We start from the raw sequence: 25438 nt of genomic DNA on the forward strand, positions 1-25438 counted from the left end.
TTGTTTATTTAAGTTTAAAAGGAAAAGTATAGGGAAAAGAATCATTAAGAGGATAGGATGCATGTACAAATTTCCATGACTTGTTTTCAATATCGAATACAGGCAGTAAAATATCGCTTACCTTATCGACATTCTCGGAAGGTTCGATGTATATCCATTCCTTACCCTCCTTTACCAAAATAGAGCCTTCAGGCGCACTGTCTACATTTCTTGTTACATTTATCAATCCTCCAAGTGTCAAAGAGCCTATGCCACCATAATTAATGAATATCTGACTATTCAACCATGCAGAAGTAATCTCAAATTCTGTCGTAGGATAAAGATCGGCTTCCTGATTGCTTTCCACGATTTTAAACTGCGATAATTCATAGGAACGGATGCTCATGCCGTTTTCATCAACACCCGTTATCTCGATGTTATATACTCCGTTTGGCAACTTGCCGGATACAATGAAAGTAATAACATTGCTATCCACCTCAAAAGACAATGTATGATTTGAGTATTGAGACTTTAGAACCACCTTTAGATTGGAAACCTTAGACAAGTCGTAAGGCTGTAATATAGGCTTTCCGTCACTATCTACACCTGTATTTTGCTCAACAGGAATAGAAAGCTTAGAATCATTGCCCCGTACTATCTTTATCATAATTTCAGTATTTGTTTTCTGTTACCGATTTCTTTGAATGATACGTGTACCCATGAAAAGTCCTTTTCATCAATCAGTTGGTCAAAAGGCAGATTATCACGGATTAGCTCAAACAATTTCTTATTGCCTTCTTTTGTGCCTGTATAGATGTCGGCAGCCTCACCTTTCATGTGTTGGGATGTAGCAGCTCCGCCAACAGCCCTGTTCAGATCATTTGAACGAAAACCGCTACTCACAAGAACAGGTTTACCAAATAAATCCCGTAACGGATCGAGCACATTATCTACTAATGCTACAAGAGCTTTCTTCTGCTGCTCGTTAGGCGTATTGTCTATTCTCTTTGTCCGGGCGACATTGCTGTGTGCCAGTTCATCCAATGTAAAATACTTCATTTTATATCCTCCTTGTTTAAAACTTCCTCTTTTTTATTGGCGTTCAAATAATTAGTTAAATACGGAATGTTCTTTATAAACTCCACGCTCAATACATAGTACAGGAAAGCAAAAACCTTATAACCTAAACTAACCTCCGGCAATAGATTTTTTATATTCCTAAGTATGTTCACGCCATAGAAATAGAATACACTATATGTAATGAACGATACGCATTGCAAGGCTCCTTCAGGATTACCCTTGTGATCGCCTACATAATATATACAGCATATCAGCGTGAAGAATACAGTAGCTTCCACGATACAACGCCACGCCTTTCGGAAATTAAAGCTCTCATGGCTCACCAATAAAGCCGACAAAAGCCCGAAGAAGAAATTCAGGAAGAAAACGGCAATCAATGAATGTACTTCTCCACTTATCGGGTTAAGATAAGCGGATATGCCAGTCAACAACCCCACCACTAAATTCTTAAAGTATTCCATAGTCCTTATTTTAATAGTTCCACAAAATCAAACATAGACCAGATTTCTCCGCTTATCCATTTTTTATTCTCACGGTTATGCCTTTTAGCATATTTTTTAGGATAAGGGAACATATACCACTTCTCATGCTTCCAATAGTAATCGGTACAAGCGAAATCGGGTAGGTTTGCAATTTTTTCCCAATCCTTTTTTCTTTGACCGCCTAGAAATGTAATCTTCGGAAAGGTTCTTTTTACCTCATTTACAAACCATACGAAAGTATCTTCATTACCACTTTCCAAAAGCAAGCGTACTTGACAATCTCCTTTTATGTGCAGGAATGAAAAAATGTCGTTGAAATTGACTTTGTATGTCATTAAGCCGTGCCCGCTATATATACGTCCCTTTACTATTTTCACCCGGATATCAAACAAGCGTACACCTTTGTTGTATTGCTCCTGAATGGTTAAGCTTTGACATTTAGCCATAAAGGTAAAAGGTATTAAATACCATTGCGGAGTGTGATAACTCAATGAATTATGTGAGGCTAATTTTCTCATAATGAAACTTTTAAAGTTTACTCGCCTTATAAATGAGGTGGGCAAATCATTGTTAATTATTTATTTTGTAAAGCGGCTACTGCTACCTCTAAAGCTGCAATTCTATCAGCTAAAACTTTACCTTGCCTAGCATCCAAAACATATCCGTCATCAATGGTGGTTAAGCTATTAGCAATCTGTGAACTAAGCATTGGGATGTCCTCTTCAGCAGTAGCTACCTCTAAACTACCATCCGGTTCTTTATGTATACCTACTGCTTTAAGAACCAAATTATTACTAACAAGTATAATAAGTTCTTCCGTCCACTGTGGGCATTGATATACAGAAGCCCACCCGCTATCTTTGTTAACGCCAACTAACAGTTTTCCATTCTTAATCCCTGCTAGTATATCATCAAAAGTATACGGAGATAATATATCTTTTATTTCTGCATCAGTGGATGAAGTCTTTAATGCGCCTAAATCATTGACAACCATAATACCACTGCCGCCCCCGCTACCACCACTGCTTAAATTCACATCCTCCCTAACTTTACACGTCCAATTACCGTTAGTGTATTCTAAAGCTATGATTTTACTCATATACGGGGCATATACAGGTTCATCCGTATAGATAAATCCGAATACCAATTGACCTGATGACTGATCTTTATGAATAATATCCACTACTCCGTAATCCCCTACGAATTGAATAGATGCTCCATTTCTTACAGCATCCTGTAATTCTGCTAGCGTTTTGTTGTTTAAAGCCGTAGCAATTTGAGAACTTGCAGAATTATCCGTAAGTGAATTTATGTCACCTAATAATAAAGCGTCAGAACCTCCGCCAGAACCTTCGGAAGATATATTAACCAACTCACTATCGCTCTTTTTCATCCAAACAGAAGTCGGTGATACATACAAAAGATAATCATAGAATCCAGCTTTCCAACCTATTGTTCCGGATTGATATATATTCTTTTGGTAATCCTCTCTGCCGTGCCAATTCCCGTAATAAATAGTATTTCCTCCAGATATAACTTTATATGCAAAAGTATAGTTGCCTACTAAAACGACTGTACCATCATCGCCTGTGTAAGAATTTGGCGATACGGTAATACCATTCACTATTTCGCCACTCCATTTGACGGATTTTGCAAAATTATTTAAATCGTATGCCTCTTTCCATTTAGACCACTCCCCCTTATTAACTCCTTCCAAAACGCTACTTGAATTATTGAAAAACCTGTCATAAGTATAGAGATTGTTATATTCCATAGTGGGAATAGCATCACCTGCGTTCAAGCTGGATAGCTGCACACTGGTAGTAAAACGTTGTAATACGCTAGACCTTGACCAAGGAATAACTATATCTAAAACGCCTATAATTACTCCCGTATTCTTTTCTTCAACCATATATCGTCCACAGCTTTCAGGCTTATTCAGGCTGTTTAGTTGGGAGAAGTCAACGGTTTTAACTCCCATAATATCAATAGGCACTCTGACTACTTTCCCTGATTTATTAATAACAGGTATTGAAGTAACGCCATCTATTGAATTTACAATTTCGGTGCTTCCTATATCTTTTGCTCCCGCTTTAACTATCGCTGCGGCACTTTGTGCGGCTCGTTCTATTTCTTCCGGTGTCATAATATTTAATTTTAATTGTTTATAGGATAATAATATCGCTTCACCCATCCTATGTTTTTATTATCATCATATCTACGAATAATACATTCTAAATATACCTCCCAATTACTACCCAAGATGAATGATATTGGTTCACTATCTTCTGTATTAAAAACATTAGAAGAAATAGATATATATGAATTACTTAAATTTTGTATATACATAGTTGATCCTATATATTTATAAGGATCGCCCACAGTTAAGAAAGTTCCGTCGTATTCTTTTCTATAATATGGTAAATCATAGAACCATATTTTATCATATTTATCAAAATCTTTTTCTACTACAATTCGTAATCCTGTTTTACTAATTATGAAACAATTTAAGACAGTTCCATCTGGATTAGTTATTTTTTCTGTGAATTCATCAATATTATCATTATTGATATATGTAATTTTATTTGCATATACGCCGGAAGTCATTACATCACCATCAAATGTTCCGCTAGTCGCATGTATTTCGCCTTCTATATAAGCATTCTTGGCATGTATATTACCATCTGTGGTTATTTGAACATTTCCATTGAATGAAGTAGCACCTTTCAACTCTATATTCTTTCCTTCAATCTTGATGGTTTCAGGAGTAAGATTAATAGATGAAACGACATTGTTCTTGGATACTGACAATGTAATCCTATTAATTAGTTGCTCGATACTTGATGCTAAGTTGATGACGGCAGAATCCTTATTAGTCAGTATTACGTATAATATATAAGCATTTCCTGAAAAATTCAATATAAAATTACTGTAACCATCCCATTGTCCTGTAGAAGTAATTGTTTTGTATTCGTTAGTAGGGGATAGCTGAACTGTATTTAGTAAGTTACCATTAGTAAAGCCATATTCTAATGTCCCGGATTCTACGCAGGCATATCTTATCGTAATATAATAGGTATCAGGAATCCAATCTTTTATATTGCCATTCTGTTGTTTGATTCCATTGTTTTTTAAATGGAGTGCATTTTCTCCTTTATATGGTTCTATATTTGCAATGGAATTGTTTGCAGCAAATAATTCTCCATTTATAAGTAGTATTGAATCCGTATCTTTATAGATATCAGAGTTTAATACTTCCCATCCGTCCAAATTTTCAACAAACAAGGCATTGGCAAGGAAGTTATTGGATTGGGTAAAGAAAAATTCAAGCTTGTTCAACTCTGTTTTGAACATATTCTCTACTACCGTCATTAATAGATCGCCATTTTTTAAATAGAAATCACCGGTAAATACATTACCGTGAGGAGAAACTACGGTACATTCTTTTCCTTCCAGAGTATAATGGTCAATATACATATATTGTTTAATACTCGGAGCATCCGGGCCATAAGAGGAAAGGATAATTGCGTTTTGTCGTTCTTCTTGTTCAGGATCACGGTTTCCTAATTGCACAATATCATCACCTGCTTGAGGAATATCACTGCCTGTATCGCAATCCGTCTTACTTAAATCTATATAATCATCGCCAACACCTACAACTAAACGCCAATAATATTGATTGGATATATTTTGGAGAATCCCCGCTCTTACGTTGAATGTCTGACAGCGCGCCTGATCATTTAAAGCAAATTCATTATAAATGACCTTGTCATCATCCATTCCCTTAAAGTAGCATCTGTACGCATCTTCAAGTTCTTCCACTTTTATGCATCTCATCGAAGCCGGAGAAAGAACTATTTCACCTCCTACATGACTCAATTTTTCAATGATAAGTTCATGAAAAATAGCCTTCATACGTACTAGAAGATTATCTACTTCTAATATTGATTTCCCATTTTTATCTATAAATAACCCAAGACCGGAACCTAAAATCCCAGAAGTAAATTTGCGTGAAAGGATAGAGTCCGATAATAAGCCACCTAAAAAAGTAATTAATCCGGATGCTTCATCATCATTCTTTTTACTTAGATGCTCGAGTAATGCACGTGACGCTGAAAAAACATTGGCATCACTTGGAGAGACATTGCTGTAGCGGCTTATAACGTACACATTGCTTCCACCGGAAACACTGTTAGTATAAGATAAGCCTTTAAATGTCAGTGAATCTACTTTGTCTTCCAATGCTCCGATACGGGAATAGGTCTGACTTTCACCGACCATGTAGACAGGACTGTCATAAGGAATATCCAACTTCTTTTCAAAGCCGATGATACGAGATACACGACCATCTTCAAAATAAGTAGGATTCAGGAGGTTTATCTTGCGTCCTATCTGCAAATAGGAATATCTGTCATCTTTATACGAAAACATATTACAATTATATACAGAAGGATCTATTTTGAGTTTATCAGCATATTTCTGAGCTTTTTCCTGTAACTCTATTTCTGCTAATGGAATGATAGCATCGGAAATAAATTGAGGGTCGTAACCTTCAAGAATATATTTATCACCAGGCTTTGGATTCATATCTTCGGCAGGTAACTTCCTTCCGTAGTCTTCATTGCGAACTATCTCGAATACCTGTGCATCAAGATTCCAACTGCCGTCTGGATTTTTTTCTTCCTGCTTTTTGTCAGGGCTTTTATTATCGTAAGGATTGAACCATACATTAAACTTCATTCCGGCAAGATCACCGGTTTGGAATGTAATTTTCAAATCCCGCCCAGTTATAACATAATCTTTGGAGAAATAAAAATTCTCATCTGTATCAGTAATACGATAGGCATTCCATTTTTCTTCTGATATGACATTTCCGTTTTCATCTTCGGTTGTTTCGGTATATTCATGAGTAGTAACAGTGGCTACAATCCCTTCCCTTTTAGGGTAAACATCCTCAAAAACTACGACCTGCTCGACAACTTTTTCCATCGGCAAATCCTTATCCCCAATGAATGTGATTCCTGACGGAAGCATAAGGCGTTTTTCAACGATACCCTCTACAACCAAATCATCATCTGCATGATCGGAAGTAAACCATCCGGAAGGTATCTTGCCATATTTTAATTTGTCTGGCTTGTATTGAGTACCGGTAATTACATCGTTGACTTTAAGACCGGGAACAAAAAGTTCCTGATTATATCCAAGAAATAAAGCATCAAAAGATTGACCCTCAAACTTTCCACCAAGAAATTTTACTTGTGTACGGTTGTTATCCTTGCCTTTCATTCCGATAGAGCCACCAACTGTAACTTGAAAAATAGATTCTACATCGCTGGATTCTTTACTGACCCACAAGAATATCTTTAATTTTATTTCCTCATTCTCAGGAATATCTCCTATGGAATGATTCGGTATCGCTATTTTATAAACACCATCTTTATCATAGGACGTCTCAAAAGAGTGAATAATATGGCTTTTTTCATGTGTAACATTCTCTAATTCGACACGTCCGATAACATATGTAATAGGAAACGCTCCATCCGATTCCTCCACTCTTTTGACACTCAAGTAAACATTTAAATCATCACACAAAATAGTGCTATAACGTTGTGACGTCTTGAATGAAGGAAAATCCTTAAAACCCAAAGTTCTTCCTTCGTACGAAATAAAGCCATTTCTGTACATGGTTTGAAAGCCTTTGTTTTCAAAAACAAGTTCTTTGGTACTGGCTAAAAAATGTTCAGTTTTTAGTATCCTACTAGAATCAATTAATATAATTCCTTCTCCATCATTGTAATCCAACACACTTGTTGCCTTAAATATAAGGTTCTTACGATAATACGGTGTGATATTCCGTGTAGATCCGAAAGCATAGATACGAGTGGCATAAGTACTATCACTTTTATCACGGGACATCTCATTGACATTGCTGCCAAGTTCAAAGATTACCGGTTCATCAGAAAGTTCGCATTTACCAAGATAAATCGTATTGCCTTTTACCCACCATTCGCACTCGCAAGCTTCGGCTATCATGGTAATGGCATCTATGATATTCGTGTTGCTGTATTGAAGGAATATGGGCTTATCTTCTACTACATTATAGTCTATACTGAAGTCATAAGTATCTCCTTTGTAGGTATATCCCAAAGAGGCAAGGTTGCTTTTAACAACAGACATGTGAGCATCGGGATTCCTTGTTAGGTTCCATGCCGCCTCTTTGTTTCCTTGCCGGTCATAGAAGATGATTTTATGTTTCCATTTCCAATAAGGAGCGTCAAGACGTAATTCGTAATCATATCCGCCGGTTGATTTATTCAGAGAGGGATAAACGAGATCAACTATTTCAAACAATTCATTATCATATTCAGCATAATCCCCCAGTTGAAAATAGACAGGATCATCTACACTGAATTTAAGGGTGATATAGTCCTCTTTCATCAGATAGAACCTACGCTTGCCTTCCTTATTGATTATCGTTGAAAAACGGAGGTTGCCTTGTATGTCTTTGATGTCTATTTTATCCATAGCACCAAAGTTCGTAGATATAAAAAAGAAGCCCTAAAAATTAGAGCTTCCATTCTTCACTATTAAAGCATTGTGAAGAATTAGCTTCGAACAGATGGATTTGGCTCACAAAACTTTGCCGAAAGCTTTCCAAAAGTCCGGTCTATACTCTGTCCATAAGACACACTTTTACCAAGATATATCAGATGGTAGGTATCGTTATTATTTCCCGGAATCTGAATATCAACTGTACCCTTATATAGTTCCTCAAAGAAAGATTTTTTCTTTGCCTGATAATCCATTTGGGAACTTCCTTCTATGGTGAATGACAAAGTAATCTCCCGTTCATCCAGCTTGGAGTTACTGACTATCACTCTTTTCCCATGCTCCAAACGTGATTTATTCTCTATAAATTCTTTCATAGGAGCGGGCGCACCAATCGTATCAAGAAATCCATCTCCCATCCTTACACCCCATGTGATGTAAGCGTTTTTGTTATTTATCAGTAAATCTGTCATAACTTCATTTATTTTTAATTCTAATACGTAAAATTTATCTTTCTAAGAACTGTAAAGACGAAATGGATTACCCTACAAGTTTTAGCGGACTAATCCTTTTGTATTATTTTTCACTTCTGCCATATCCGTTTGGATATCTTTGAGATACTTAACTGTATTGCCTGTATTCTCTGAAATTTGAACTAATTCAAGATAAGAATTAGCAATTAAAGTTCTTGTTTCATCTGCAATGTTCCGCACTTCAGTATTCACAGAAAGGATGGCGTCAGCTTTAGCAGTCAAAAGATTTAAAGACTGCGATTGAAATTCTGACTGAATCTTTATTTCCTCCCCTGCCATTTGTAAAGCAGTGAAACGTCCGTTTAACTCATCGCCTGTATCCTGCGACATGGTTTGAAAACCTCCGGAAGTGGAAGATTGAGAAGAAGAGAAGGAGGATTCCCACCCCATAGCCTCTTTTAATGCATTTCTCTCTGCAAGACCTTGATCGACAATATTATTCCATTTTTTTTGCAAAAAATCTTGTTCGTATTCATCGATTTTACCATCTTCCATGGCTTTTGCAAAATCTGTGTACCAATCCTGTATGAGTTTATCATATTTGCTTGTCATTAGGCTTTCTATGACAGCATTCTGCATCATCTTCTCGAAACTATTTGCAAAATCTTCTGCATCGGATTCCATATCGAGAAGAGCACTCTTGAAATTATCTCTGACACTATCAAAAGATGTATTAGTAAGCTTTTCATTATAGGCGTTCTCTAATTCTTCAAGCTGCTTGTAATAAGTGATATACTCATCCATGTATTGGGCTGCATCTTTATACCCATCGTCAGCAAGTCCTTTTATCTTTGAGTATAAAGTGGTATCTTCCTCGGCCAATTTAGCCATTTCTTTACTAGACAATTTGAAGAAATCACTTGCATTTTTGACAGAGTGACCAACAATTGAACTGATTTTGCTCCAATCGGAAGCAGACATACCATTATCTATTTTATTGTTGGATGAATGAGCGCCTCCAATACCTATAAAACCATTAGAATAAGCAGCTCCGCTCCTTTGCATAGATTCTTGGGTATTAGCCATTTGCTTTTCTATATTATCTTTCTGTACATTGTATATATCGGAAGCATCGGTCAGTGAGGCTTTATCCATCTTATCAGAAAGATTATCAAGCGCATTCTTCAGGTCTTGATTTGACTGTGCAAGATATTCCAAATCTTTTTCAAGGTTTACATCGCTGTCACCAGAGCCAGTTATTTTAGAGAATGCTCCAAATGTGATAGTATCCCATATACCTCTTGCTGCATTGAATACGCTTGAAAAGACGTTCTCAACAAATCCATCCAACCCCTGTTTGTTAATAACATCAAGCAAAGAGAATGCAGCCCCGATAATTCCACCGATCTTACTTCCAGCTTCAGTAAATATATTTGTAATATTCTCTGCAAGACCACCGATTTGTGACAATGACATTTCAGAAGAACTGCCAAGTTGCGTTATGGCATCCGATAAAATAATAAGATTACTGACAGTCTTATCTTTAGCTTTTGTTACATTAGTCTCTGCATTCGTTACGCCTTGTTGAGCTGCGTTTTTCTTCTTTAAAGCGGCTTCTTTTTGCTCATCAGTTCCGTTCTCCATCGCCTCGTTATACTCATTCTGAGCTTTAGTCAGTTCATCTTGTGCCATACGGAGTGCGTCGAGTTGTTCAGGCAAATCACCAAGTAGACCGCCTTTGTCGATAATAGTTGTTTGAATGTTATTCAGGGCTTCATCAATCACCTTTTTTTGCTCAACATTCATATTCTTATATTCAGGAGAATCTTTAAAGGATTTAAGCTGTAACTTAACATCCTCAAGCGACTTCTTGGAAACCTTACTTAAGTCACCAAAAATGAGCTCCCAATTGATCCCTTGCTTGAATTGTTCCATATCAATAGCTGACAAAGCTTCAGTCTTTTGCTTTTCAAATGATTTCTTTTCCCATTCATTTTGACTGGCAGCTATTTTTTCGTCGTATTCTAATGCTATCGCCTCTTTTTTCTGTTGGAATGTACCGTATTCTTTCAGGTAATCCCGCATTGGTTGCAATTTAAAACGCTGTTTATCTTTATCGAAGTTATCAATAGATGATTTGTACAACTCACTAAAATACTTGCTTTCATCATCGGACAACTCAATACCCGTTGCATCGAATGATTTCCCTTTGTTTTCGGGTTTGGTTTCCCATGCCGAACGGGCATCATCAATCTTCTTTCGCAAAGCATCCTCTTTTTGGCGGTCAATAGCCTGCATCTCTTTCTCGAAGTTGAGTTCCATTTGGGCAATGGTTTTCTTAGAACCTTCATCCATCGCTTTAATGCGAGCTTCATCAACTTTCATTTGTAAGTCTTCGGCAGAACGTTGTTGTTCCAACGCCTGCTTATCAAGGAGGAGATTATACTTTTCGGTTTGCTTACGTGATTTTTCTGCTTGGTTTTCTTCTTTAGTTAGTTTGCTACCTGTAAGTCCACCAAGTTTTTTATATGCTTTTTCAGTAGTTTCTTCTCGCTTCTTGGCTTCTTCATATTGCTTAGAAGTGAATTTGTTTTTATCTTTTTCTATTTCAGTAAGTTTCTTTTTAGCATCCTCCCAATCTTTCTTTGCTTTATCATAGTCTTGCTTATAGGTATTAGGAGATTTCTTTTCTGCCAACGCACCATTTATAGAGGAGATAATACTTTCTAAATCCCCGCCTTTGACCATCATCCCGCCAACATTAAAACCATTTCGTTTGGATGCAGATGATTGAGCCATTTTCAACTCAGCTTCAAGTTTCTCTTTAGAATAGTTTTTTAAGTTAACCTTATACGCAGCAATATTATCCTCAAGAACATCTTTCTGATACTTCTTTAACAATTCAGAGTTTTTCTCCATTTGCTCACGCACCTGTACATAAGACTGTTTACCTGCAAACATTTTCCATATTTGTATATCGGTATCAGACATGTTCTTACGAAGTTCTGGATTATCGAATAACTGGAGGTATCTTTGTTGATTAGCCACTGTTTGCTTTAAAGATGTATAATCATCCTTTCTTTCCTGCACAGAACGTTTTGAATCTTCTTCGTTGATTCGTTGTTTCAATTTCAAAATATCTTCCAACTTTAACTTCTCTAAATCATATTGTTCAAAGATTTTCGGATATTCTTTTCGGAGTTCCTCCAAAGATTTCTGACGGGTGAGAGTAGCTAAACTTTCGTCACGTGCAGATGTAAGGAGTTTATCTATTTTTTGTTTATGCTCTTGTTCTTTCTTTAATGCTGCATCTTTAATATCATTGTATTCTTTTTGGGCACGTGCGGCAGCAGTTGTACTATCAGACATTGCCCACATAGCAGCTCCTAATCCAACAATAGCAGTTGCTAATAACACATAGGGATTAGTAAGCATAGCTGCATTAAGAGCCAGCTGCGCCTTTCTTGCCAATATCCGGGTGTTAGTAAGTCCTATCTCCACAAGGGTATGTTTGCTCTCAGCAGCAGTAACTAACATCACAGCGGTGCGATATGCTCCATAGGTGACAAGCAGTCCAGACAACACCTTGCCGACAGTCTCATAGTTCTGAATCAAAGAAGTGGCTGCCTGTATCCCAGACATAATAACACCTTCAGACTTTTCTCCCATTTCATTGAAAGCGTTATCCAAAGCATCCTGCATCATGGAAATCTGACCATTGATAGTCTTTGAAGCATTCTCGGACATGTTATAGAACTTACCACCTGCAGCAGTAGCATCAAGAAACGCTTGCTGTACCATCTCTGCGGAGATTGCGCCCTTTGACATCTCATCTTTCAGTGTAGCGATAGATTTTCCTGTCTTTTCAGAAATAGTTTGAAGTGGATTGAATCCGGCATTAATCATTTGATTGAGGTCTTGACCCATAAGTTTACCAGTAGCCGACATTTGAGAAAAAGCCAACGTGAGGGAATTGAACTTCCCTGATTCTCCCATTGAAATATCAGATAAAGCTTTCAGATACTTAATAGTATCCTCTGCCTGAATATTAAAACCAAGCATCATTTTTTCAGCCCCAACCATATCGGTCATAGTTAATGGAGATATTTTAGCAAGTTCTTTCACTTGCGCCATGAGCGGACCAGCTACATCTTTGCCGACCATTGTTTCCATAGCAGTCTGCATGGACTGGAACTCACCACGCACACGGATGATTTCAGAGCCTAATGCTTTCAAAACTGCTGTTCCACCAATGACAGCCAGTGCCTTTTTCCATGAAACAGCAATACCGTTATTTGTCTCAACCACCTGTTTGCCTTCATTCTTATAGAGAGAATATTCGTCACGGAGTTTCTTCACAGATAGTCGGGCTTCGGCTTGCTGTTGTGTTAAGTCAAACAAAGCTGCTTTTTCTTCATCCAGCGTTTTTTTTGCGGAAGTGTACTCATCCAACTTACTGTTTGCAGACAATGGATTACGTTTCAATGCGGTACGATAAGCATCACCGAGACGCTTAACATCGGCTTCCACATCCTTAACTACTGCCTTTTGAGCGATAATCTTTTCAGTAAACCCATTTACAGACTGTGAAGCAGCGAATATCTTCCTCTTGAAACCATTCTCCATCTCCGCGCCAGCTTTAGCAGCATTCGTTACCAACTCATCCATTCGTTGCGTGGATGCAGCAAGCTGGGTATTGAGTGTTTTAAAAGCGGCAGGAGACTGTGTGCTATCCATACCCTTCAACTCTTGCTTTAACTTTGCTATCTCATTTCTTAATTTTACGACTTCCTCCCAATCGGAAGCCACACGGAATACGAGCTTCGGCATATATTATTGTTTTAATGGGTTCTTACCCTTGGTTTTGAAAAATTCTTCTTCTGATACTTCCTCCATAACTTCTCCGTAGACAGTATGGAGCTTGTCCTTTTGCATAATAACCATGTTTCTATATGGTATCTTGTACACGACTTCATCATAAGACAGATGCAGATTTTCCATGAACGTTGCTATCTGTCCCAGTAAACAGTTGTTTCCTACGACCGTTGCTTTGCTGTCAGTAGAGCAACGTTCTTGGCTAAAACTGACAGCTTGTAAAAATTTTCAGCAGAAATCATTGAAAGGCCTGTTGTTAAAGCCTCTATCACTTCATCGAATGTTCCATGAGACAATTCTTCATGTAGAGATTCATCGCCCTGTATGAGCCATGAGAGAGCACGAGAAGCTGTTTCTACATCTTTCAAAGAGCGAAGCATATCCATTACCGTAACTCCATCTTTCAAGTCAGAAAGATAATACCCGGCACCGGCTATCTTATGAATCGTAAGAGGATGAATCACATAGGCTTTACCATTCACAAACACCGTTTCAAAGTCTTTCCCCAAAACGGCTGCACTTACTATTTTTGAAGCTTTTCCCATATATTGAAATTAAAAAAGCGGTGAGCAATCACCCACCGCCATCCTGAAAAGATTACTTTTACCTTAAATTTATGCTGTAGGAGCATCCACTTTTTCACCATCAAGCCAGTACTCACCAGCTACACTATCAGTTGGATTTTCCATTGCGACAGCAGAAACACCCAGTCCGATATTCTTCTCAACAAAGTTACCTTTACCGATTATAGAGGCGTTGGTAAATACAATGTAGTTACCTGTCTTGGTCATACCGACAACAGCTTTGTTGATAACCTCTGCGACATCCGGTTCATGCCAGCCAACAACGGACTGACCGTCTTTTACAAGCTCACCGCCTTGCAACTCCTTCTTGTCTTCAAAGGAATATTCTCCCATAGTAAACGCCATAGTTCTTGCACCTTTAGCGGTAACGTCCTTGTAGTAAACCTTTCCGGTCAACTCATTGATGTAATCAGTCGTTGTGGGATCGTCTTCTGTATATCCCCAAGTGTCCTGATGGGAGTTCTTTACTTCCGTAGCGGAAGCCAACCACGTTTTCAAAGAAGTAGGCGTAACGGCAGCAGTTATAACCGCACCGTACCAAATCTTTTTAATTCCAATAAATGGTTTCATATACTTCTATTTTACATTTAATACTTCAAATAAAATTCTCACATTCACATAATGACACTTCAAAGCTGTGTCCGCTTCTGTACCGATTGATTCAATTGAATAACGATAGGTTGTGCCGTCATAGGTGCTTACCACATCATCAAACCGCTTGTTGGCTTCTCTTTCGAGTTCTCCCAGTCGGATGCTGTTGGCTTCATTCTCACTCAAATCGGGAACGCAAAGATTAACTTCAGCGAAAGACTTCTTCCAGTAAGTCCCCGGCTGTTGTTTCTTTGCGTGGATGACAATTCTTTCAGAAGTCAATTCACCCGTCAGTGTTTCACCGTCAGGCACTATGTCTATTCCGAAAGCCTTGCAATCCCGATAGAGAATGTTTCCTATGTCGGTGGTTACTATCATCCTAATGCTTCGATACGTTGGTTGAGAATGTTCAGATACTCACCCATATAATCGCGCTGTTGCAGAAGCAAATCACGTTGGTGTTCGTCTTTTACAACTTCTTCAAACTTGGGAGTGTCTACAAAAGCGCACAGTTTACTAAATCTTTCAGCCAAATCCTGCCGTTCGATAAGTAAGCGGTCTTTGAATGTTTCAGCTACCTTGTATGCCTTTTCAAACACATCTTTAGGTGAATAGCTTTCATAACCGTCTTCATATACCACCTTGTAACCTTCTTCCGCCACTTCCATTGTTCTTGGAATAGCATCAGTAGGAAGATATACTTTACCACCCTTGCGAATTGCAGGTGTAGCTTGAACTAACTTTGTTCCAATATACTTTTTCATTTTTCAAATTCTTCTTTTAATCGTTTCTCTGCATATAAAGCGGCACCACTTAAAACATCAAACCCTTTAGATTCCACGAATGAAGCGTATTCCGCTTCGTTTTTCAGAGTTAACCCGTCTTTATCAACATCGTAATTATTGGACGTTCTCAAAGTGAGTGTGTGGTCTTGATAATCACCGTGTTCCTCTGCATACTTCACGGCTTCATCGCCCACATCAATCATCTTCTTCTCCACTTCCCATTCTCCGTCTTGAAAGAACTTCTCAACATCTGAAAAATCTGCATCTACTCCAACCATATCACTCTATAAGAAAAATAGTTTGTCTCTAACGGGCTTTTCGCAATACCTTCACCTCTTATGCTTCTATCAGGATTCAAACAACGAACTTCTGCACCTGCTTCAACCTTTGACGGCTTATCAAAGACAACCTTGTACTTGAAATCATACAGAACGCCATTGATAGATACCTTCTTTTCCGCACTCACATCATCACAACGGCACTTGCATACATCCTGCCAGTTTTCACCACCTGTACCGGGAATCGGTCTGCCGAACTCGTCCTTATCCATCGGGGTGATAACTTTAACCTGCAATATGTGTGGGGCGAATATCATAAGAAGGTTACTTTAGGCTTGTTGCTCAATTCGTCTTTTAATCCATACTCTTTGCATAAGAAAGAATAGTAGTCCTTAATGCCTTGAAGATTCCAAGACATAGAAAAACCGCTTTCACTGATTGAAGTAGCACGAAGCAATAGAGAGGGGATAAACCGGGCGATAGACACGTGTACACGAGTATTGTTATCGGGGGTTATCTCATCCTCTCCGCTTATCTTGGCGTTCAGACACATATCCAAAAGGTCAGCTTCCGACAAGTTAATGCCGAAAGTTTGGAACTTCTGTTGTATGTAGTCTTTTACTGTCATACCTCAATACCTAAAGCCTTTTTCAAAGCCAAAGTCTTTTCTTCGTCCAAAGCAGTAACATTCGCAAGAAGAGTTTCCTCTTTCATGTTCATAGCACCTTTCTCACCGATAGACTTCAACGCTTCAACCAGTTCTTTCTTGTCGAACTCCTTTTCAAAGAGGGATATTTTCACCTCATTCTTTTCTTCGGGAACTACGATACGTTCAGCCAACTTGCGACTTACCAAGTCTTCAATACGGGCTTCATCCTCAATTTCGAGGACTTCACCCGGATTGTATAACTGCCCAGTAAACTTGTCTCGGAAAACACTAATTACTTTCACCTTCATAAGCACCTCCTTATCCCTCCGGGACTTCGTTCATAGTTGACAAATCGAAGTTCACAATCTTATTCGGAGCGATAAACTCAGGAATCCACTCAGCAGTGTATTCCATGTATCTACCTTCTTCGTCACGATAGTTGCACACAGACATTTGGCCTTCCGCCTGAGTGTAATTACGTCCCGGAACTGGATCGGTCATTACATACGGTCTATGGTGACGCATACGCATTACATTGTCGCTCTGCAACAGAGTAATACGGTCATCCGCGTAAACCTGTACGTTCTCGCCTGCCTGATTTTCTACGTAGTCCTCCTTGATTTCGATTGCAGGGAGGCCGATACCTGTAAACACGCTGGAAGCCATTTGGTCTGTTACCAACCCAGCATTAACCATGAACTCACGCTCACCAAGAATCATCTTGAATTTATCACCGAACTCAGAAGCACCTACAATGTTCTTCATAAATGTGCCACGAGACATAATCATCTTGGAGAACACACCGTATTTAGCTTTCAGCTTTTGAATCTCCTGCTGCAAATAAGAGATAAACGTATTCTTTGCTGAAGCATCAGGAGTCAAGAAATGGAACGGCAACTCAATATCAAGCAACTCAATATTCTCCTTGTTGTCTGCCAGGTGAACCTGAGCCTTGCCAGTCATCAATAGTTCGGGAACAACAATATCCATACGCTTGTGCGGAGCAAGCAGAATCTGGCGGTAGTCATCAACGATAAAGTCGATAATCTCCTGCAAGATTGTACGCTGGTCTGCGGTATTAGCAGCATTGAACTTGTCGATGATATCCTGCAATTGAGACAAACGCTCAATATCCATCTGGTAACGGTCACCCAAGTAAGCGATTTCAGTATAACCACTTCCAAGTGAACGTCTTTCACGGATAGGCTTCTGGTCATTCTTGCCAATAATAGAACCGGCAACAACGCCAGTAACCGTTCCCAAATAAGTCTTGAAAACACGAGTCTTGGTTTCCAAGAAATCGCCGTACTGCTTCCAGTAGATTGTGTCCAATCTCATTTGAAGCACACGGTCAATCACCGCTTTTACAATTTGCGGATCAGTAAATAAAGTTTGTATGGTCAAATTCATATCTAAACTTTTTAGGATTAATACTCGAACTGGAAACGAGAGGTCAATCCGACCTTATCCAGTTCATGGATCGGGAGAATCAGCTTACTTTCCTTTACTTCATAAGCCTGCATCAGAAGAGTTGGAAGAACAGCTCCGTCGCTTTCGACTTTCTTTTCATCATAGAGGACGAAATTAGCCGTATTCTTTTTTACTGTACCTCCTACTTCTGTTGCTTCAAACAGGATGGTATCTTCGGCGATATTCTCTCCAAAAGCTGCTTTGATGGTTAATACATCGTAGGCTTTATTGGACTTATCAATAGATGCTACTTCCGCACCTTTCTTTCCACTTCCAATGAACATTCCTGCATAAGCAAGAGAACCCTTAGCCACTTTGATAGTTAGGTTTGCATCTCCAGTGGTATAGGCTTCAACCACTTTTAAGTTGCGAACCGGGACAACCGTCCGTTTCTTCAAATCCGCTTGTACCGGAGTAAACACGGGTAAAAAAGTACCTACCACGAGGTTGGTAATATCCAACTTCCACGGTCCACTCTTTCTGGCACCCGTTTCTACACGGTAAAACTCTTCCGGCTTGTAATCCGGTTTTAAGTCATAATGTGTACCTGCTGCCATTTAATTTACTTTTTAGATTCAACAATTTCTTTCGTTCCCTCCGAAATCATACTGGCGATAGATTCATTCTCTTTCTCAATCTTCGTTTCCGCTGATTCGGGAGGGGTAACACCGCTAAAGCCGATATTAGCAAATTCCTGCTTTGCATCCTTGAAATAAGTATCTAAGTCTGCATCTTCGGGAATTGCATAACGCTTTGCGAATGTTTCGGGAATACCATACTCTTTAGCCTTAGCCAAAATCTGTTCCTGACGGGTAGCCTGCGCTTTCTCTGTCTCAAACTGAGTAAGTTTGTCAGAAAGAGGTTTCATGGCTGCACTCACTGCATTTGCGATGATGGTTGCCATGTCTGGCTGTTCCGTAGCAGTCTGTTGTTGCGTGGTGGTAGTAGTGGTAGTCTCGATTGGTTTACCGTCCTTCAAACCGTGTTTCTTCTCGTAGTTAGACACTGCGGAAGTAACGGCTGTATTAGCCCGGAAATCACCATAGGAATTTAACACGTCCGAAAAACTGATACCCTCAATAATGGAGTTTACCTTTGTTTCGTCCGTTACACCCTCTGCCTTTTTAGAGGCAATTCGGGCTAAAACAGCAGTATCTACCCCAGTGAATTTCTGTTGTAGCCCTGCCAAAATAAGTTCTTGAATATTCATACCGTATGAATTAAATTGTTATTTAAAATTCGTGGTATAAAAGTAGTCAGTAAGTAAGTGGAAGTGAAATAATTGAATAGTATAGAATTCACAAAGGAGTGATTGTGAAGAAATAAATAAAAAAGGCGTGAAACCGAGTGGAATCACGCCTAAAATGAAAGATTATAAATTAGACTGGTACAGCTATTAATTCACGCCCTATTGAACGTATTGTTTCTATAATATCTTCAAAACGTTTTTTAGACGGCTTCTTTGTTCCACTTACATATTGAGCAAACAAACTCTGAGAAATACCTAAACGCCGCGCTATGGCAGCAGCATTCAATTCAGGATGAGCTATAAATAAATCATACAGAGGATTAGATTTTCTTTCCCGAAAGAATCCCTCAAAACTCAAATCTTCATCAAGCTCTCTCCAATGTATTCCGTCATGGCTCGTTGTGAAATTTGCGCGCTGCATAGGAGTAGCCCATTTCAGCCTTTGGAAATCTGAGAACTTCTCACATGCCTCCTTCCCGTCAGTGGTACGTATCCATACCTCCGTATCGGTCAACCATACCTTTTCAACTATGATATTTTCCATAACCACTTATTTTGATTTATTAAAAAATTTATTCCAATGCTCTGCTATTACTTCTTGATTTTCTTCTATAACTGATTCTACAAGTTTCAGTTCAGATGACTTCAAGCCATTATTTTTGATTAATGTAACTGGAAATAAAGTAAATTTAGCACTTACATCCCCTTTAATTACATGAACGTGTATAGGCTCATGGTCATTAGCGTAAAACATAAAACGAAAACCAAATAAAATAAATATCGTTGGCATACCTTTCTCTATTGATTACCCTACAAATATAGGTAATTATTTAATTACCTACAAATATTCAGGCAAAAAATTAGCGGTAACTTCAAAGAATCACCGCTAACTATTCTATTTTTCTTATGATAAAATTATAACCCCCGCAATTTTTCTGACTACGAAGCCGCCAGATGTTCTTTTTCTCCGATTTTAGTATTCTTTCCCGCTTGTTCTTCCTTGATTTCAGCAAGTTCTTCCTCGATTCTATCCGCGTTCCCGGCAAACATGATACCCTCGCGTGTTGACCAAATACCACCATTGACTGCGGAAACGGCAGTAGAAACCTTATCATCTACCGAATCAATCATATATGGAACAAGGTCTGTTTCTATATCAATAGTCTTGGCAGCTTTACCAAATTCTGACGGGTTGATTGCCCCCAGTGCGGAAACAATGAAATTCACACGCCTTTGCATAAACTCCCCTATTACCTCTGCATGATTTTCGACTGCCATGTGCGCGCCCATGAACATAAAGCGGAAAGCGGTACCGGATGCTTTACCTACTCCCTTCAATGTTTCAAAGGATATACGCGGAGTATTAGCCATATCATAAGCCATATTGGTAAGAGTTTCAGCTTCGAACTTCACCGTATCAGGCACTTGGTTCCATGTAAGATATTGAGCGTCTGCGCCCTGCCCAGTAAGTTTTACCATTCTATCCTTAACCTTACCCATGAAGCCTTCCACATCGCCAATCAGTTTCAGTAACGGGAAGAAATGGTAGTCGATACAATCAGCATAGTTTGAAAGAAGTTTCTCCAACCGTACGCGGAAGGGCTTAATCTTCTTGCAATATGCTTCAGGACGATAGGCGTAATCAATGGGGAGCTTTGGAAATCCATGAGCGAAAGAAGTTCTTTCCTCGTAACCCTTAGACAAATCCCACTGATAAATCATCTTATCTGTGATAGTCATAAAACAGGTGATTTCCGAATCATCCATGAGTTTCTTCTTATACTCACGGGAGAAAGCGACCATATCACCTTCATCATTGAAGAACGGATATAGCTTATCACCCCTGAATGGCGACCAAAGAACACTTTTCAGCTTCTTGGTAGGTTTTACTTTCCCTCCGAAGGTAGTCTTTACTTTCTTCCAGAACTTATCCCAAAACGAATCAGCATCAGTCACGTACCAATACTCAGCTACTTCCTGTTCGGAAAGCCAAGAGCGTACAATCTTCTTGTTCTGGTACTTGATTTTGTTGGACTTATATACTGCCTTGACTGCATCCAACAGTTTCTTTTCATCATCATCTGCCGGGGTACAATCCATTGAAGGCTCTGTACCAACCGTGAAGGCTGTTTGAATGTTCACTATATCTTGTTCCAATGGAATGGAGATACGGTTTACCGACTCCGTCTTGTACTTCGCTTCGATTTCATAGGTCTTACCCGTCTTTTCATCGAAGTGCTTTTCTGCTTCTTTTTCAAGTACCTTTCTATCTGGGTACTTCTCTTTATCGACCATGATTTCATGGCGTTCAGGATTCCAATCGTCCCAAAGTTTACAACGGTCAGGGAGTTCGGTCTTTCTACCTTTCTTCAGGTAGCTTATCTTCTGCCCAATATCGGGCAATGCTAATATTTCTTCTAAACTTTTGACTCTGCTATATTTTTAGTGTGTGAATATTCCTGTTAAATCTTTTGACTTCAAAATACGTCCGAGAATATGTCCCAAGATATAGTACCTGATTGGATCAATGCAATGATTCCAAGCGTCTACCGGTTCATTGATGTAATGCCCGTCTTTATCTTTATCCCAAACGTATTTGCGAAGCTCTTCAATAATATGATACGAACGTTCTGTAACAAACAATTCCATTTCATGTATTTTATCTATGCCTGCTTTAATTGAGCCGGAGAACTTATCTACCGGGTAGATGTTCACCCCTCGGTTTTTAATCTCTTGTATCAAACGAGGATCTGCACTATCTCCATATACTTTCAACCCCCACGGCTTTAGTTTCTCAGCGATAGCGTTGGTTAGCATTCCGGTTTCATAAAATAGTTCATCCACATAAAGCCGGTTATCTACAATTCCACACCGAATACCGGTTGACGGATCATTCGTATATCCCCAGTCAGAAGCAAGAGCCACTTTCTTAGCATAAGAAGGGAACTCCTTCACGATGCCCCACTTCTTGAACACTGCACCTTCTGCAACATCAGCCCAGCGACCGATAACCACATGAGCGTACTTTTCAGGATTCTCTTCTTTCATACGCTGCACTTCCTCTATAAACTGTGGAGAAAGATGGTCTAAGTTATCAAGATAAGTTGTATGTATATGACACACATTGGGGTGCGTTGATATTTGAACGGGAACGCCATCGTAATATACAATCTTGTGAGTATTCTCTATAAATCTCTTATAAACCCAGTGATTGGAATCGGCTGGATTCATAATTATAATAATAAAATTCTTAGCGTTCAACTCACGAATGGAAAGAGCTATTTTCTCAAAATCTTCTTCTGATACCCACTCTTCTGCTTCATCAACCACAAAACCTGTTATTCCATGAATAGATTTTAATTTAGCCGTTTGATTACCGGAAGATGTTTTAATACCACGAAATAATACTTCGCTTTTAGTTTTTCGGTTAACAACCTTTCGGGAAGTAGTTCTAAAGTCTCTTGTGTGATGGTCAGCATCTATCTTTTCTTGAAATTCAGGGATAACAGAAATTTCAGCAGAAGACATCGTATAACGAGTATATAAAATTTTGTGCCCTTTCTTGTATGTAAAACGTTGTACGGCAGTGGAAGCATTAAAAGACTTTCCGCTACCTCGACCACCTGTCACAAGGAATATCATTATCTTCCCCAACAACAGATACAAGGGATTGTATATCTCCTGTGTTTTAATTACTGGCATCTGTTATCCATTTAGATTCATCAATATCAACTTCGTTATTCTCATCGTCCTCTTGTTTCCGCTCCACATTTTTCCAGTCAGCGTCATAATGATACAAAAGAACCGACTGAGCTTGTAGGCTTGGAGCAAGTTCGCTTATCGTTTCTTGAACGATAGATTTATCAGTGAGCGTTACCCACCCCGTTCCACCGCAATCAGGACATTTCTCATCTTCCCCTATGCAATGGCATCTCTCTTGAACGAATCTACGGGTTTCACTCTTCACCTTTATTCCCCCCATAGCCATCGCAAGATATTTTGCCCTAACAGCCGCCGTAATGGTTACACGCCCACGCGCTAACACTTCATTTAATTCGGGATATTCACTCTTTTTCTCACAGAATGTTTGAGGAGATAATCCTAATGAATATGCTATTTCTTTATCCGTGAATCCCTTTTGGGCACATTTTTCCACAACAGAAAGAAAGTCCTCGCTCGTGTAATCAAACTTAGGCTTTCTTCCTCCTTCACCTTTTTTGTTTTGAGATTCACTATTTGGCATAATCTTATCCGTTAGCTAAACCTTTACTTGCAGAAGCACGTTCCATTCTACTTCTGGTATTCATAAAAGCATTGCGTACTCTTAGCTCATTGCGAAGGGCATTTCTACCGAGCATATAATTACTATTTCTCAATCTATTGTATTGATTTTCAAGTTGCTGTACAGTTTTTCTTCTTTTGACTCAATACCTCACTTTCTTTTTTATCCAATAATTAAACCATTTGATTTCCAATTAACACCTCTCTTTTCTAAAACTCTCCTTGCGGCCTTTACCGCTTCATTATCAGAGTTCCCTCTTGTCGTTTTAATGAGTTGCTCAATTCTACTTGGTTGCCTGATTTCTCCAGAAGATAACTTCCTGTTATATTCAGCACGTAAAGATGTCCGTTTATTAGCATATTCGACATCTTTTGTGTTTTGCCTTTGAAGAATAGCCTTACCGGTACGATTACGATAATTCCCTTTAGCTAAAGCGACATCACCAAAACCAGAACGACCATATCCTTTGGAAGACAAATATTCTTCTTCAGTCATTACTAATACTTTTTTCTTTCTAACTCGGCAATTAATTTAAGATTAATCAATCCTTTCCACCTGTTCATCGAACACCTCACCCTTTATGAATTTCATATCAGCATCATATCCAAACCTTTCACAGAAAGCAGCTTTCGCCTCATAGGTGTCAAAAGATAACATAACATAGGCATCCATATCCTCGGCTGTCTTCTGTGCGTTCTCCTTTGCCCGTTGCTTGACTTCTTTCATGTGAGCAACCTTTTCGGCACGCTCTAACTGTTTAGCGGCTTTATCGGCTTCTTTCTGTTCGGTAACAGGTGACATCATATCAGATAAAGCATCAGCAATGGAGCTTTCCTCTTCGGTCTGCAACAGGTAATCAACGCCAATCATATTTAGGTCGGCATCGGTCAGCCCTGCGTCTTTCCAATCAATATCGGGAACGATACGAGCAAGGGCATTGAAGTCCCATTGACCGCCAACATTCGGGTTGTTTAGAACAATATTCAGTTGCTTTTCTGTCTTCAAATCAATATCCACGACTTCCACCTTCAACCGATAATCGTTTTCTTTGGTGGAAGGGTTGTACTTATTCAATTCATCAAGAATATCCACCTTTTGATGACCACCTACTATGGTATTGTTTGTACGGGAGTTAATGACAATTCCGCCAACAATCCCATACTTTTTGATGGAATGTTTTAATTGGTTACGTCCATCTTTATTGATGGTGCGGGGATTATAGTCAGAAAACCTAATCTCCGAACGCCAGACTTCACGAGTTACACTATTGAAAAACTTATTTAGTTCCATTATCATATTCAAATAAAATTCTTTCGCTCATGGGAAATACCTTATAAATCTTCTGTAAGTCCTGTGGATAGTTGGCACGAATCCATAGCATACAATCGAGATTAAAACCAACGCCAGAGCTTGCCTTCAACGAGTATCGCACCGGTTCGGGTAGGCAGTGCATCTTCATGTAGGCAAGAATATCCTTTTGCGTCCAGTCTGCAAGCGGATAACACAAACCTTTATTCTCATACCCATTTTCCTCATAACCTTTCAGCATCAAACGCCTATTCATACCGTCCGCTTTCTTCATGCCGAGAAAGGTGTAATAAATACCATACTTCAACTGCATAGCCTTCACAACATCAGCCAACTTCAAGAGCTTTACATCCGGATTAGGCACACAATACATACCACCACGAAGAATGTATGTCAAGTTCCAATGAGGTACTTGTACAAACTCAATTTTCGGGTATTTTGCTTTAGTCCAGTTTATCCAACGGTTAATATGCTCCAATCCTTCAACGAAGTACATGAACACACAGATAATCCGGTCAAACTTTGGATAGATTAAATCAAGCAGAACCAACGAATCTTTACCCAACGAACAAAACAATATAGCCTCACCCGATTTTTCTCGAATGAGGTCTATATTACTGTATGTTCGCTCTATCAAGGTCATAGTTAGCCACCGCTTAAACTTAAACCTCTACGAATTTCACCGTATTTCTGTCTACGGTTCATGAATTGACCGGTACCACCTGTAAAACTTCTACGCCCAACTACACCCTTATTGGCTGTAGCTCTTGTGCCTACTTTAATTCTGACTCAGCTTCTAATTTT

At 39.0% G+C, this 25438-nt stretch carries 28 protein-coding genes; all 28 read right to left on the minus strand.

What is annotated here, in order from left to right:
* Positions 1-4: 4 nt before the first annotated feature.
* Positions 5-646 carry a hypothetical protein gene (locus DXB63_RS05830; RefSeq protein WP_122125453.1) on the minus strand — a complete coding sequence of 214 codons (642 nt, stop codon included), beginning with the start codon at positions 644-646 and terminating at the stop codon, positions 5-7.
* Entirely contained in the window at positions 643-1038 is a 396-nt protein-coding gene (locus DXB63_RS05835; RefSeq protein WP_122125454.1) for a D-Ala-D-Ala carboxypeptidase family metallohydrolase, read from the minus strand. Before DXB63_RS05835 ends, DXB63_RS05830 begins: the two co-directional genes overlap by 4 nt.
* Positions 1035-1520 (minus strand): hypothetical protein, encoded by a 486-nt coding sequence (locus DXB63_RS05840; RefSeq protein WP_122125455.1) that lies wholly within the window; start codon positions 1518-1520, stop codon positions 1035-1037. The genes DXB63_RS05835 and DXB63_RS05840 overlap by 4 nt, the downstream gene beginning before the upstream one ends.
* 5 nt (positions 1521-1525) lie before the next feature.
* Positions 1526-2059 (minus strand): hypothetical protein, encoded by a 534-nt coding sequence (locus DXB63_RS05845; RefSeq protein ID WP_147332263.1) that lies wholly within the window; start codon positions 2057-2059, stop codon positions 1526-1528.
* Positions 2060-2115: 56 nt separating this feature from the next.
* Positions 2116-3687 carry a hypothetical protein gene (locus tag DXB63_RS05850; RefSeq protein WP_147332264.1) on the minus strand — a complete coding sequence of 524 codons (1572 nt, stop codon included), beginning with the start codon at positions 3685-3687 and terminating at the stop codon, positions 2116-2118.
* Positions 3688-3698: 11 nt separating this feature from the next.
* A complete protein-coding gene (locus DXB63_RS05855) occupies positions 3699-8066 on the minus strand; it encodes a polymer-forming cytoskeletal protein (protein WP_122125458.1) in 4368 nt (1455 codons plus the stop codon).
* A gap of 80 nt (positions 8067-8146) precedes the next feature.
* Positions 8147-8563, minus strand: coding sequence for a hypothetical protein (locus DXB63_RS05860; RefSeq protein ID WP_122125459.1), 417 nt, complete (start codon positions 8561-8563; stop codon positions 8147-8149).
* Between the two features lie 81 nt (positions 8564-8644).
* Complete coding sequence (locus DXB63_RS05865) at positions 8645-13393, minus strand: tape measure protein (RefSeq protein ID WP_122125460.1); 4749 nt, start codon at positions 13391-13393, stop codon at positions 8645-8647.
* A gap of 3 nt (positions 13394-13396) precedes the next feature.
* Positions 13397-13564 (minus strand): hypothetical protein, encoded by a 168-nt coding sequence (locus DXB63_RS18100; RefSeq protein WP_008778359.1) that lies wholly within the window; start codon positions 13562-13564, stop codon positions 13397-13399.
* Positions 13565-13599: 35 nt separating this feature from the next.
* On the minus strand, positions 13600-13983 hold the full coding sequence (locus DXB63_RS05870) for a hypothetical protein (RefSeq protein ID WP_122125461.1): 384 nt from the start codon (positions 13981-13983) through the stop codon (positions 13600-13602).
* Between the two features lie 69 nt (positions 13984-14052).
* The gene (locus tag DXB63_RS05875; RefSeq protein ID WP_122125462.1) at positions 14053-14592 is read right to left on the minus strand and encodes a hypothetical protein; all 540 of its coding nucleotides are present in this window, start codon (positions 14590-14592) and stop codon (positions 14053-14055) included.
* A 6-nt stretch (positions 14593-14598) separates the two neighbouring features.
* Entirely contained in the window at positions 14599-14991 is a 393-nt protein-coding gene (locus DXB63_RS05880) for a hypothetical protein (protein ID WP_122125463.1), read from the minus strand.
* On the minus strand, positions 14988-15377 hold the full coding sequence (locus tag DXB63_RS05885; protein ID WP_122125464.1) for a hypothetical protein: 390 nt from the start codon (positions 15375-15377) through the stop codon (positions 14988-14990). Before DXB63_RS05885 ends, DXB63_RS05880 begins: the two co-directional genes overlap by 4 nt.
* Positions 15374-15676: a hypothetical protein gene (locus DXB63_RS05890; protein WP_122125465.1), complete on the minus strand. Its 303-nt coding sequence runs from the start codon at positions 15674-15676 to the stop codon at positions 15374-15376. The genes DXB63_RS05885 and DXB63_RS05890 overlap by 4 nt, the downstream gene beginning before the upstream one ends.
* The gene (locus DXB63_RS05895; RefSeq protein ID WP_122125466.1) at positions 15664-15993 is read right to left on the minus strand and encodes a hypothetical protein; all 330 of its coding nucleotides are present in this window, start codon (positions 15991-15993) and stop codon (positions 15664-15666) included. The genes DXB63_RS05890 and DXB63_RS05895 overlap by 13 nt, the downstream gene beginning before the upstream one ends.
* Entirely contained in the window at positions 15990-16304 is a 315-nt protein-coding gene (locus tag DXB63_RS05900) for a DUF6706 family protein (RefSeq protein WP_122125467.1), read from the minus strand. The genes DXB63_RS05895 and DXB63_RS05900 overlap by 4 nt, the downstream gene beginning before the upstream one ends.
* Entirely contained in the window at positions 16301-16633 is a 333-nt protein-coding gene (locus tag DXB63_RS05905) for a hypothetical protein (protein WP_122125510.1), read from the minus strand. The genes DXB63_RS05900 and DXB63_RS05905 overlap by 4 nt, the downstream gene beginning before the upstream one ends.
* Positions 16634-16643: 10 nt before the next feature.
* Entirely contained in the window at positions 16644-17735 is a 1092-nt protein-coding gene (locus DXB63_RS05910; protein ID WP_122125468.1) for a hypothetical protein, read from the minus strand.
* A 17-nt stretch (positions 17736-17752) separates the two neighbouring features.
* Positions 17753-18352 carry a head fiber protein gene (locus tag DXB63_RS05915; protein WP_122125469.1) on the minus strand — a complete coding sequence of 200 codons (600 nt, stop codon included), beginning with the start codon at positions 18350-18352 and terminating at the stop codon, positions 17753-17755.
* A 5-nt stretch (positions 18353-18357) separates the two neighbouring features.
* Positions 18358-19005: a hypothetical protein gene (locus tag DXB63_RS05920; protein WP_122125470.1), complete on the minus strand. Its 648-nt coding sequence runs from the start codon at positions 19003-19005 to the stop codon at positions 18358-18360.
* A 169-nt stretch (positions 19006-19174) separates the two neighbouring features.
* Positions 19175-19588: a DUF2442 domain-containing protein gene (locus DXB63_RS05925; RefSeq protein WP_122125471.1), complete on the minus strand. Its 414-nt coding sequence runs from the start codon at positions 19586-19588 to the stop codon at positions 19175-19177.
* A gap of 6 nt (positions 19589-19594) precedes the next feature.
* A complete protein-coding gene (locus tag DXB63_RS05930; RefSeq protein WP_005824559.1) occupies positions 19595-19834 on the minus strand; it encodes a DUF4160 domain-containing protein in 240 nt (79 codons plus the stop codon).
* A 149-nt stretch (positions 19835-19983) separates the two neighbouring features.
* The gene (locus DXB63_RS05935; protein ID WP_122125472.1) at positions 19984-21456 is read right to left on the minus strand and encodes a phage portal protein; all 1473 of its coding nucleotides are present in this window, start codon (positions 21454-21456) and stop codon (positions 19984-19986) included.
* Positions 21457-21486: 30 nt separating this feature from the next.
* A complete protein-coding gene (locus tag DXB63_RS05940) occupies positions 21487-22746 on the minus strand; it encodes a PBSX family phage terminase large subunit (RefSeq protein ID WP_122125473.1) in 1260 nt (419 codons plus the stop codon).
* Positions 22733-23287, minus strand: coding sequence for a hypothetical protein (locus tag DXB63_RS05945; protein WP_122125474.1), 555 nt, complete (start codon positions 23285-23287; stop codon positions 22733-22735). The genes DXB63_RS05940 and DXB63_RS05945 overlap by 14 nt, the downstream gene beginning before the upstream one ends.
* Before the next feature lie 201 nt (positions 23288-23488).
* Positions 23489-23821 carry a hypothetical protein gene (locus DXB63_RS05950; protein ID WP_122125475.1) on the minus strand — a complete coding sequence of 111 codons (333 nt, stop codon included), beginning with the start codon at positions 23819-23821 and terminating at the stop codon, positions 23489-23491.
* Between the two features lie 42 nt (positions 23822-23863).
* Positions 23864-24616: a DNA methylase gene (locus DXB63_RS05955; RefSeq protein WP_122125511.1), complete on the minus strand. Its 753-nt coding sequence runs from the start codon at positions 24614-24616 to the stop codon at positions 23864-23866.
* On the minus strand, positions 24603-25277 hold the full coding sequence (locus tag DXB63_RS05960) for a phosphoadenosine phosphosulfate reductase family protein (RefSeq protein ID WP_122125476.1): 675 nt from the start codon (positions 25275-25277) through the stop codon (positions 24603-24605). The genes DXB63_RS05955 and DXB63_RS05960 overlap by 14 nt, the downstream gene beginning before the upstream one ends.
* Positions 25278-25438: the final 161 nt, after the last annotated feature.

Origin of the sequence: Bacteroides sp. OM05-12 (assembly GCF_003438995.1) — a bacterium.
Classification (GTDB): domain Bacteria; phylum Bacteroidota; class Bacteroidia; order Bacteroidales; family Bacteroidaceae; genus Bacteroides.